Here is a 6,194-nt window from a genome sequence, read left to right on the forward strand (position 1 = left end):
TCAAATATGCAACGTTATGCAATCGGTATTGAATTTTGCGGTACTCAATACCGTGGTTGGCAAACTCAACAAGCTGGCGTTGTAAGTGTCCAAGAAACCCTTGAGAAAGTCCTCAGCAAAATTGCCAATGAACCGATTATTGTTCATGCTGCTGGACGTACCGATGCAGGGGTTCATGCAACCAACATGATCGCTCATTTTGATACAGAAGCCATTCGACCAGAGCGTGGCTGGATGATGGGCGCGAACAGTCAGTTACCGAAAGATATTTCAATCCAATGGATCAAATGCATGGATGAAAATTTCCATGCCAGATTTAAAGCAACTGCTCGACGTTATCGATACATTGTTTATAACGCACCTCATCGCCCTGCTCTGCTACATAAACAGGTCACACACATCTATTCTGAACTTGATGTTGATAAAATGATTGCAGCCGCATCCAAGTTTGAAGGTACACATAACTTCGAGTCATTCAGAGCTGCTGCATGTCAATCAAATCAGCCCGTTCGCCATGTTAAACACTGTCGCTTATTCCAACATGGTCGTTATTTGGTCTTAGACATACAAGCAGATGGCTTCTTACATCATATGGTTCGCAATATCATGGGTTGTTTGCTTGAAATTGGGCAAGGCATGTATGAAATTGAACATATTGATACTATGTTTGCAGCGCAAGATCGTAAAGCTGCTGGCATTACTGCACCACCAGATGGCTTATATTTCATTCAGTGTTATTACCCAGATCAGTTTGAACTACCTCAACCACCCCTTGGGCCACAATGGTTAAATTTACCGGAATAAAAAAAGCCTTATCAATAACGATAAAGCTTTAGAATTCCTCATACTCTTATTAGCGTTGCTTTCGTTTACGGTATTCAACTGGTGTTTCATTCGTCCAACGTTTAAACGCTCGGTAGAACGTACTTGGTTCAGAGAAACCCGTTAAATACACAATACGCTCTACGCTTTCATTGGTATTTGCCAATAATTTTTTCGCTAAACGACAACGATAGTCCGATAGAATTTGCTGAAAGCTTGTATTTGCTTCGCTTAACTGCGTTCTTAAACGGCGAGGTGTGATGTTGAGCTGAGCAGCAACCGTTTCTAGCGTTGTCTCACCACTTTCAAGTGTTGAGCCAATGGCACGTCTCACCTCACCCACTAAATCATAACGAGCCAGTTCTTGTAGCTTTTCAATTGCAAGCTGCTCATGCAATTGTAATAACTCTGGTTCAGCCTGCCATAAAGGATAATCTAAAACTGCCATATCGAAATATAAGCGCGTTTCTCTCTGACCTAAACTAACTGGACATCCATAAACACGGAAATACTCGTCATCATCCGCACCCTCATTGAAATTAAAATCAATAAAAATTGGTTGAAACTGACCTTCCGTAATAAATTTAAAAAAACGTAAGATTCCTGACATCGCACATTCAGAAAAATGACGATTTACTAAATTATCAGGCCAATACTGTTCGCCATTACTTAAATAACAACGTCCATCTTCGATCACTAACTTAGCGTCAAAAGCATCACTAATTAACCGCTGATAAGCCAAAGCTCGCTTGAGTCCCTCACCAAAAGTTTCACTACTGATAAACAAATGCTCAATCACTTGACCACGATAAAGTGGTAAATGCTCACCTAAATGCAAACCGATATCTGGGTCATTGCTCACTTCCTGTGCCGCAATCCAGAATGCATTTTGTGCACTCAGTGGGGTTCTTGCATTTGTATCAACTTGATTTAGTGCAACACCTGCTTTTGTTAGAATCTCTTCAGTTGGTAATCCTGCTTTACGAATTGCCTGATAACCAAAGCGCAATACAACCGATGCATCTGTTAACTGACCCACGCAGTGCCCTTCCCTGTAGATACGTTATTGTGACAATAAACAATAATTTTAGATTAACGTTGATTGACCAAACTGACAACACTATTCTGCTTCTTTTGTTAAAAAAAATTGTGGATTGTCTGACAGTTTTTTCCAATTCATCTGTACAAGCTTTGCTAAGCAACCGTCTTGTAAATTTCAAATAAATTGACTATAATTTGCGCCTTTCCAATTTGATCATCAGGTAGGCTATGGCCAATAAAGAGGAACTCATTGAGTTCGAAGGCGTTGTCACCGAAACGCTTCCTAATACGATGTTCCGTGTACGTTTAGAAAACGGTCACGAAGTTATTGCACACATTTCTGGTAAAATGCGTAAACACTATATCCGTATTTTGACAGGTGACAGTGTTAAAGTTGAAATGACACCTTATGACTTAACTAAGGGTCGTATCACTTATCGTGCGCGCTAAGTCAGATTAGTGAATGCAAAAAAGCCACATGATTGTGGCTTTTTTTACGCTTAGTTATAGATTTACTCACTCAATCGAGTGGTCTTACATCCTACTGTTTGACACTCACGTAGACGCTCTAATAGCCAATGATTACGCTCCTGAGTAGTACTCAACCGACACTGTACATCTACGCTGTTTTGTCGATCATCAGAACATTGCTCATCTCGATAATGAATCCAAGCCAGCTGTGATTTTTTAAGAATCTTCTGTTGAGTTTCATTTAATAAATGACGTAACTGTTGGTAATTTTTATTTAGATCGGCATCAGCACTGGCATAAATTTTATTAGTACAGTAAATATCATCATAAGTATTACGGGTTTTATCACAATTATCTGCATAGCTTAATGTCGCAACGACATAACACAAAAGACCAAGCATTATCTTATGCATCAAATTTTCTCGATAACTTAATTATGCGACATATCTAATCACATTTTGCTATGCTTGAACATTGCACAAGAATAGACAAGTTTGTATATTTTTGTTTCCCGATTAGGATAGTGATCGATTATAATAAATTCAAAGATTTATTTTAGAAATAAAGGAATATTTATGCGAAATTATAAATTTTATATATTATCTATAATGCTGATTTTACAAGGCTGTGCAACCCCTGGTTGGCGTTCGGTTCAACTGCAAGATTACTTACAACCCTATATCGGTCAATCAGCAGATAATATCCAACAGAATCTTAATCTCAAGAGTCTAGGTTTCCAAACACTGAAACAACCAACAAAAACTGACCAACAGTTAGTTTTTACTGTACTTCGCCCAATTAATATACCCGTACCTATCGTACAAACTTATCCGGGAGCAGGTCCAACAATGATAGGTACACGTTTAGGTGCTACGACAACAAGCCAACAATCTTACGATGTCAATTTCTATTGCCATATTATTTTTGATCTTGATCAGCAACAAATTGCTCGTTCTATTCGTTATGAAGGAAAGGCATGCTAGCGACAAAAAAATGCAGCACACGCTGCATTTTTTTATTCATCAGAACTTAGCCTAACACAGCAACAACAGCATCACCCATTGCATCTGTACCGACTTTGCTCATTCCCTCTGACATAATATCTGCTGTACGCAAACCTTGATCTAAGACCTGACCTACTGCATCTTCAATCGCTTTTGCCGCAGCTTCTTCACGGAAGGTATAACGCAACATCATCGCAACAGATAAAATCGTTGCAAGTGGGTTTGCAACATTTTTCCCAGCGATATCTGGTGCTGAACCATGGCAAGGTTCATACATACCTTTACCATTTTCATCTAAAGATGCTGAAGGCAACATGCCAATTGAACCTGTCAACATCGCTGCTTCGTCAGACAAAATATCGCCAAATAAGTTACCTGTTACGATAACATCAAATTGTTTTGGTGCACGAACAAGTTGCATTGCCGCATTATCGACATACATATGTGAAAGCTGAATATTTGAATACTGTGCTTGCTGTAAGTCAGTCACTGTTTGCTTCCAAAGCTCAGTAACTTCCAATACATTTGCTTTATCGACAGAACAAACTTTTCCACCACGTAAGCCAGCTAATTCAAAAGCAACTTTGGCAATACGTTTAATTTCACTTTCTGAATAAACGTCAGTGTTATAACCTTGTTTCTCACCGTTTTCTAATTCTCGGATACCACGTGGTTGACCAAAGTAAATACCACCTGTCAACTCACGAACAATGAGAATATCTAAACCTGCAACAACTTCTGGTTTTAAGCTCGAAGCATCTGCCAATTGAGGATAAAGAATCGCTGGACGTAAATTTGCGAATAAATTTAATTCACTACGGATTTTCAACAATCCGCGTTCTGGACGAATTGAACGTTCAATCGTGTCCCATTTAGGCCCGCCTACCGCACCCAACAAAATCGCATCTGCTTTTTGAGCTTGTGCACTTGTCACTGCTGGATATGGTTCACCATGGGCATCAATTGCTGAACCACCCAATAAGCCATGTTCCCATGTCAAACCTAAATTAAATTTATCATTGACCTTTGTCAGTACTTTCTCAGCAGCACCAACAATTTCAGGACCAATTCCATCACCCGCTAAAATTAAAATATGTTTTGACATTTACTTTTCCAATTTCATCCACACAGCATTCAAGCTGCTATTTGATTAAATCTTTTTTTCAACAAATTCGCCTAAACCTGTCTTCACATCATACGGACGGCAGAATCGACGAATCATGCGCTCTTCTTGCAATAGATCAACACACAAAGGATCTGGAGCTGATGCATTGAGCAAGTTTTCTACACGATTTGCTCTATCTCGGTACATTTTAAAGGTATAGCGCGTATGAGGTTTAAACGCATGGATGATATGAAAAGTTTCAGCACGATCTGGGGAAATTGGATAAAAACGAATAACAACTTCATATTGCTTAGCAGGCACACTTAAGTAAACCTGTTGATTTCGGCTTAAAATCGAACCATGTAACCGAACAATGCCTTTTTCTATGGCTTGTTGGCTTACACGATGCGATTTAGCATCAATCACACCAATATCATTAATTCTTTCGAATTCACAATTATCCACGCCTGAACAATATAAAGTCGCATTGTTCGCTTTGTCTTCTAATGTATTTTGTGCAATACGAACTTGGTCAACCACAGTCGTTGTGTTTTGACACGCAGTTAACGTTGTACCCACACTTAAACACAGCAAAATACTGCGAGCGAATTTTGTTTTCATTATTCAAGCCCAGTCCTCATATCATGCAAGCAAATCTTCTTCGCTAGCATGTTAACAAGAGTTCAATCTCTGCGCTACGGCTATGTTTAAAATGTCCCTCGACATTTAGTCATGTTTACATTTAAAAAATGTAAGTAAGACTTAAGCTTTAATGTCCTTAAATACCCAAGGACGTGCTTGTTTTGCTTTTTCCTCAAAAGCACGAATGTCATCCGCAGCTTGCAACGTCAAACCAATATCATCCAAACCATTGAGTAAACAGTGTTTACGGAATGGATCAATTTCAAATTTAAATGCTTCACCTTTTGGTGTACGCACTTCTTGCGCATCTAAATCAATCGTAAGCTGATAGCCTTCTTCTTCACATTCTTTAAATAACTGATCAACAATCTCTTCTGACAAGATCACAGGTAACATGCCATTCTTAAAGCAGTTATTAAAGAAAATATCAGCAAAGCTAGGTGCGATCACGGTCCGGAAACCATATTCATTGAGTGCCCAAGGTGCATGTTCACGACTTGAACCACAACCAAAGTTGGTGCGTGCCAACAAAATAGTTGAGCCTTGATAACGTGGTTTATTCAAAACAAAGTCAGGATTCTTTGGACGCTTACTAATATCTTGTCCTAAATAACCCTCATCTAAATAACGTAACTCATCAAATAAGTTATCACCAAATCCCGTGCGTTTAATTGATTTCAAAAACTGCTTCGGAATAATTAAATCCGTATCGACATTGGCACGGTCTAAAGGCGCAACAATACCTTGTTCTACAGTATATTTTTCCATGACTTTGCTCCCTTAGAATGAACGAACATCAACAAAATGACCTGCAATCGCCGCCGCCGCCGCCATCGCTGGACTCACTAAATGTGTACGCCCACCATTACCCTGACGACCTTCAAAGTTACGATTTGAAGTCGATGCACAATGCTCACCCGGTTGTAATTTATCTGCATTCATCGCCAAACACATTGAACAACCTGGTTCACGCCATTCAAAACCTGCCTCTAAGAAGATTTGGTCTAAACCTTCATTCTCAGCTTGTTGTTTTACTAATCCTGAGCCAGGTACCACCATAGCATAAACATGTTCTGCTACTTTTTTATTTCTAATTATTTTTGCAGCAT

9 protein-coding genes are annotated in these 6,194 nt (G+C 39.2%); 3 read left to right on the top strand and 6 right to left on the bottom strand.

Annotated features, from left to right (window positions below; all coding sequences use genetic code 11):
• Positions 1-6: 6 nt before the first annotated feature.
• Positions 7-804, top strand: a complete 798-nt coding sequence (gene truA / locus B4237_RS15495; protein WP_278595924.1) for a tRNA pseudouridine(38-40) synthase TruA — start codon at positions 7-9, stop codon at positions 802-804.
• A gap of 49 nt (positions 805-853) precedes the next feature.
• Here the strand turns inward: truA and B4237_RS15500 are convergent, their stop codons facing one another.
• Complete coding sequence (locus tag B4237_RS15500; protein ID WP_278595925.1) at positions 854-1,861, bottom strand: AraC family transcriptional regulator; 1,008 nt, start codon at positions 1,859-1,861, stop codon at positions 854-856.
• Between the two features lie 230 nt (positions 1,862-2,091).
• Between B4237_RS15500 and infA the strand changes: the two genes are divergently transcribed.
• Positions 2,092-2,313 (top strand): translation initiation factor IF-1, encoded by a 222-nt coding sequence (infA, locus tag B4237_RS15505; RefSeq protein WP_001284370.1) that lies wholly within the window; start codon positions 2,092-2,094, stop codon positions 2,311-2,313.
• A 62-nt stretch (positions 2,314-2,375) separates the two neighbouring features.
• Here the strand turns inward: infA and B4237_RS15510 are convergent, their stop codons facing one another.
• Entirely contained in the window at positions 2,376-2,747 is a 372-nt protein-coding gene (locus tag B4237_RS15510) for a lysozyme inhibitor LprI family protein (protein ID WP_278595926.1), read from the bottom strand.
• 162 nt (positions 2,748-2,909) lie between these two features.
• On the opposite strand from B4237_RS15510, the gene B4237_RS15515 reads away from it, so the two are divergent.
• Positions 2,910-3,317, top strand: coding sequence for a hypothetical protein (locus tag B4237_RS15515; RefSeq protein WP_278595927.1), 408 nt, complete (start codon positions 2,910-2,912; stop codon positions 3,315-3,317).
• A gap of 46 nt (positions 3,318-3,363) precedes the next feature.
• Here B4237_RS15515 and leuB read toward each other — a convergent pair whose 3' ends face one another.
• The 4 genes from leuB to B4237_RS15535 form a co-directional block, all read right to left on the bottom strand.
• On the bottom strand, positions 3,364-4,443 hold the full coding sequence (gene leuB, locus B4237_RS15520; RefSeq protein ID WP_004876664.1) for a 3-isopropylmalate dehydrogenase: 1,080 nt from the start codon (positions 4,441-4,443) through the stop codon (positions 3,364-3,366).
• A 45-nt stretch (positions 4,444-4,488) separates the two neighbouring features.
• On the bottom strand, positions 4,489-5,064 hold the full coding sequence (locus tag B4237_RS15525) for a hypothetical protein (RefSeq protein ID WP_007479098.1): 576 nt from the start codon (positions 5,062-5,064) through the stop codon (positions 4,489-4,491).
• Positions 5,065-5,205: 141 nt separating this feature from the next.
• Positions 5,206-5,853, bottom strand: coding sequence for a 3-isopropylmalate dehydratase small subunit (gene leuD, locus B4237_RS15530; RefSeq protein ID WP_061392235.1), 648 nt, complete (start codon positions 5,851-5,853; stop codon positions 5,206-5,208).
• A gap of 12 nt (positions 5,854-5,865) precedes the next feature.
• Positions 5,866-6,194: aconitase family protein (locus B4237_RS15535; RefSeq protein ID WP_286943862.1), on the bottom strand; the 329-nt coding region annotated here is incomplete at its 5' end.

Source organism: Acinetobacter sp. UBA6526 (assembly GCF_002434875.1).
In the GTDB taxonomy this organism is placed as follows: domain Bacteria; phylum Pseudomonadota; class Gammaproteobacteria; order Pseudomonadales; family Moraxellaceae; genus Acinetobacter; species Acinetobacter venetianus.